We start from the raw sequence: 4,877 nt of genomic DNA on the forward strand, positions 1-4,877 counted from the left end.
TCACCGCCCCCTCCCTCCCGGAGATCCTCCCCAGCTACGTCGCCGGCAGCTGGTGGACGCCGTCGCACCCGTCCAAGGTCACCGACGTGAGGGACGCGAACACCGGCGCGCGCCTGACCGGCGTCTCCACCGACGGCCTCGACACGGCCGCCGCCATCGAGCACGCCCGCACCGTCGGCCAGCAGGCCCTGGGCGAGCTGACCATCCACGAGCGCGCCCTCAAGCTCAAGGAGCTCGCGCTCTTTCTGAACTCCCGCGTCCAGGAGCTCTACGACGTCTCCTTCGCCACCGGCGCCACGCAGCGCGACCACGCCTTCGACGTCGACGGCGGCATCGGCACCCTCTTCACGTTCTCCGGCAAGGGCCGCCGCGAGCTACCGAACTCCACCGTGATCATCGACGGCGACGTGGAGCCCCTCTCCCGCGACGGCTCCTTCATCGGCGAGCACATCTACCAGCGCATCCCGGGCGTGGCCGTGCAGATCAACGCGTTCAACTTCCCCGTGTGGGGCATGCTCGAGAAGTTCGCCCCGGCCTTCGTCGCCGGCGTGCCCACCGTGGTCAAGCCGGCCACCCCCACCGGCTACGTCACGCAGAAGTGCGTCGAGCTGATGCTCGAGTCCGGCGTGCTGCCCGAGGGCTCGATCCAGCTGATCTCCGGCTCCGCCCGCGACCTGCTGGACCACCTGGACTACCGCGACCACGTCGCGTTCACCGGCTCCGCCGCCACCGCGGCCACGCTGAAGAAGCACCCGAACGTGCAGGAGGGCGGCGTCCGCTTCACCGCGGAGACCGACTCCCTCAACGCCGCCATCCTCGGCCCGGACGCGGACCCGGAGTCCCCCGAGTTCGAGGCGTTCGTGAAGGTCGTCTTCCAGGAGATGACGGTCAAGGCCGGCCAGAAGTGCACCGCCATCCGCCGGGTGATCGTCCCGCAGGATCGGGTCGAGGCCGTGACCGCCGCCCTCACCGAGCGCCTGGCCGCGAAGGTCGTCCTGGGCGACCCGCGCGTCGAGGGCACCACCATGGGCGCCCTGGCCTCGAAGGACCAGCAGGGCGAGGTCCGCGGCGCGGTGCAGCGCCTGGTCGACGCCGGCGGTCAGGTCCGCCTCGGCGGCCCCGAGGGCTCGACCGGTGACGCCGACGCCGAGTCCGGCGCGTTCTTCGCCCCCACGGTGCTCACCTTCGAGGACGCACGCACCCCCGAGGTGCACAGCGTCGAGGCGTTCGGTCCGGTCACCTCGGTGATCGGCTACACGGACGTGGCCGACGCCGTGGCCCTGGCCGCCCTGGGCTCGGGGTCGCTCGTGGCCACGGTCGCCACGAACGACGGTGAGACCGCCCGCGCGTTCGCCGCCGGGATCGGCGCCCACCACGGCCGCGTGCACGTCCTGAACCGCCAGACCGCCGCGACCACCACGGGCCATGGCGCCCCCGTGCCGGTGCTGATCCACGGCGGCCCCGGCCGCGCCGGCGGCGGCGAGGAGCTCGGCGGGGTCCGCGCCGTGAAGCACTACATGCAGCGCACGGCGATCCAGGGCTCCCCGGACATGCTCACGGCCATCACCGGCGTGTGGCATCAGGGCGCCGCGGCCCACACGGTGACCCGCGAGGACGTGGAGGCCGGCACGGCCGTGCACCCGTTCTACAAGTCCCTGGCCGAGCTGACGGTGGGCGACCAGTTCGCCTCCGGCCTGCGCACCATCACCCTGGAGGACATCACCGCCTTCGCGGAGGAGACCGGGGACAGGTTCTACGCCCACACGGACGAGGAGGCCGCCATGGCCAACCCGTTCTTCCCGCGCCGCGTCGCCCACGGCTACCTGCTGGTCTCGTGGGCCGCGGGGCTGTTCGTGGCCCCGGATCCGGGCCCGGTGCTGGCCAACTACGGCCTGGAGAACCTGCGCTTCATCACGCCGGTGACCTACGACGACGCCATCCGCGTGACCCTGACGGCCAAGCGCATCACCCCGCGCGTGAGCGACGAGTACGGCGAGGTGGCCTGGGACTGCCGGATCCACAACCAGAAGGACGAGCTCTGCGCCCAGTACGACGTGCTGACGCTCGTGGCCAAGACCTGGCCGATGGCCCCGTCCGAGACCTCCCAGGGCTGAGCCCCCCTGCTTCGACGGGCCGTCCCGTGCGCCCGCTGCGCGCCGGGCGGCCCGTCGTCGTCCCCGGGAACAAGGAGCGTGCCCGGGACGTTCACCTGTACGTCCCATTCGGACCGCGAGAGAAGAAGGTCGACATATATGTCCGAGTTCACCCGTTTTGATCAGGTCACCGTGCTGGGCACCGGTGTGCTGGGTTCGCAGATCATCATGCAGGCGGCGTACCACGGCAAGAAGGTGATGGCCTACGACGCCGTCCCCGCCGCCCTCGAGGGGATCGAGCGCCGCTGGGCGTGGATCCGCCAGGGCTATGAGGCAGACCTCGGGGAGGGCTACGACCCGCAGCGCTTCGACGAGGCCATCGCCCGCATCACGCCGACCTCGGACCTCGGCGAGGCCCTGGCGGATGCGGACATCGTGATCGAGGCCGTCCCGGAGAACCTGGAGCTCAAGCGCAAGGTGTGGGCCCAGGTGGGCGAGCTCGCCCCCGCCACGACCCTGTTCGCCACGAACACCTCCTCCCTGCTGCCCTCGGACTTCGCCGACGCCAGCGGCCATCCGGAGCGCTTCCTGGCCCTGCACTACGCCAACCGCATCTGGGCGCAGAACACCGCCGAGGTCATGGGCACCGCCGCCACCTCGCCGGAGGCCGTCGCGGGAGCCCTGCAGTTCGCCGAGGAGACCGGCATGGTCCCCGTGCACGTGCGCAAGGAGATCCCGGGCTACTTCCTCAACTCCCTGCTCATCCCGTGGCTGCAGGCCGGCTCCAAGCTGTACATGCACGGAGTGGGCAACCCGGCGGACATCGACCGCACCTGGCGCGTGGCCACCGGCAACGAGCGCGGCCCGTTCCAGACCTATGACATCGTGGGCTTCCACGTGGCCGCCAACGTCTCCCGCAACACGGGCGTCGACTGGCAGCTCGGCTTCGCTGAGCTGCTCGAGAAGAGCATCGCCGAGGGCCACAGCGGCGTGGCCGACGGCCAGGGGTTCTACCGCTACGGGCCGGACGGGGAGAACCTCGGCCCGGTGGAGGACTGGAACCTGGGCGACAAGGACACCCCGCTCGGCTGACCTCCTCCGCTGACGGATCAGGGGCCGTCCGGTGCGCACCACGCATCGGGCGGCCCCGTTGCGTGCCCCCGCCGCTTCCTTGTGGCATCCGTCACAGCGCACGTAGAGTCGGGCCATGACGACCTCCCGACTCCCCCTGCTCGGCGCCCTCGCCGTGGGCGCGCTCGCCCTCGCCGGGTGCGCGGGCGGCGGCGGCGCGGAGCCCTCCTCCCCCGCCCCCTCGTCGGCGTCGTCCACGACGACGGCGGCCTCGTCCGCCCCCACGTCGCCCGCGGCCAGCAGCTCCACGGAGAGCACGGGCGCGGCGGAGAGCACGGCCGGCGCCTCCGCCTCGGGCAGCCTGTCCCTCGAGATGCCCCCCGCGCTGGACGGGCAGCGGACCCTGGCCGTGCAGGCCGCCGTCCAACGGGCCGCGGGGCCGGGGTCCGAGGTGGGGCTGAGCGCCGCCTCGCCGCTGGAGCGGCAGACGGAGCTGCGCCAGCGGGCCGCCGGCCTGGAGCAGGCGGTCGACGCCGGTGCGAGCCCGGCTTCCACCCGCAGCGCGGAACAGCAGGCCTGCCTGGACGCCACCCGCTCCGATCTGGAGCGGGACGCCGAGGCCGGGGCGGCGGACCTGGGGCTCACGGCCCAGCCGGAGACGGCCGCCACGACCGGCGGCGGGCCCACCACGACACCGGCGCCCTCCTTCACGGCGTCCCCCGACGCCGAGGTCACTCCGCTCGGCGTGCGCGTCACCGTGTACCCCACGGAGGAGGCCGCCCGCGCCGCCCTGGAGGACGCCCGAGCGGCGGCGCAGGCCTGCACCGGGGTGGACCTGGCCGGGCTCGACGTGGAGAGCGTGACGCGGACCGAGCACGAGGGCGGCACCGCGTACACGGCGCTCCCGGCCCCCGGGGGGTCCGTCTACTCCCACCTCACTGCCGTGCAGGACGGCGCCCGCACCGTGGCCGTGGCCCAGGCCGACGCGGACGGCGGGGTGCCCGCGGACGCCGAGGACCGTGCGGCCTCAATCGTGGCCGACGTGCTCGCCGCGCTCGACGGCGAGGGCTGAGGACAGCGGGCCCTCAGCCCCGCAGACCCCCGAGCACCACGCCCGTGACGGCGTCGATCATCTGGTCCGGTCCCTGCTGGCCGGGAACGCCGCGATCCGGCCGGTACCAGTCGACGATCGAGTTGATCATGCCGAGCGCGAGGCGGGCGAGGTTGCGCGGGGTCACGTCGGAGCGCACCGCACCCGCGGCCTGGGCGGCCTCGAGCAGGTCACCGAAGCGCCGGGTGATCTCGCGCCGGCGCTCGACGGCGGCCACCTCGACCGCCGAGTTCCCGCGCAGGCGCAGCAGCAGGGTCACCTCGGGCTGCTTCTCCGCCAGCACCCCGAGCGTGCCGCGGATGGCCGCCTCGACCTGCGCGCCGGCATCGGCCCCGCTGGCCACCACATCGTCCAGGCACGCCTCGAGGGCGTCGAGCGCCTCCGTCACCGCGTGGTCGAGGATCGCCTCCTTGGACTCCACATGGTGGTAGATCGCGGACTTGGAGATGCCCAGGTGGGCGGCGAGCATGCCCATGGACGTCGCCTCGTAGCCGTGCCGGTTGAAGAGCTCGACGCACTCGGCCAGCAGCGTCTGCCGGTCATAGCCGGGCCGGCCGCGGCGCGGGGTGGGGCTGCTCTGGGGCACGGGGCTCCTTCAGGGG

4 protein-coding genes are annotated in these 4,877 nt (G+C 73.2%); 3 read left to right on the top strand and 1 reads right to left on the bottom strand.

Features of this window, described 5'->3' with window-relative positions:
- From paaZ to J1M39_RS10085, 3 genes are all read left to right on the top strand, one after another.
- Positions 1-2,114 (top strand): phenylacetic acid degradation bifunctional protein PaaZ (paaZ, locus tag J1M39_RS10075; protein WP_241254109.1); only part of this gene is annotated, 2,114 nt, incomplete at its 5' end.
- A 138-nt stretch (positions 2,115-2,252) separates the two neighbouring features.
- Positions 2,253-3,185 carry a 3-hydroxyacyl-CoA dehydrogenase gene (locus J1M39_RS10080; RefSeq protein WP_036313915.1) on the top strand — a complete coding sequence of 311 codons (933 nt, stop codon included), beginning with the start codon at positions 2,253-2,255 and terminating at the stop codon, positions 3,183-3,185.
- A gap of 115 nt (positions 3,186-3,300) precedes the next feature.
- A complete protein-coding gene (locus J1M39_RS10085) occupies positions 3,301-4,236 on the top strand; it encodes a hypothetical protein (protein ID WP_036313913.1) in 936 nt (311 codons plus the stop codon).
- A gap of 13 nt (positions 4,237-4,249) precedes the next feature.
- Here J1M39_RS10085 and J1M39_RS10090 read toward each other — a convergent pair whose 3' ends face one another.
- Positions 4,250-4,861: a TetR/AcrR family transcriptional regulator gene (locus tag J1M39_RS10090; protein WP_036313911.1), complete on the bottom strand. Its 612-nt coding sequence runs from the start codon at positions 4,859-4,861 to the stop codon at positions 4,250-4,252.
- Positions 4,862-4,877 lie beyond the last annotated feature (16 nt).

Source organism: Micrococcus sp. KRD077, from assembly GCF_017168505.1.
GTDB lineage: Bacteria > Actinomycetota > Actinomycetes > Actinomycetales > Micrococcaceae > Micrococcus > Micrococcus luteus.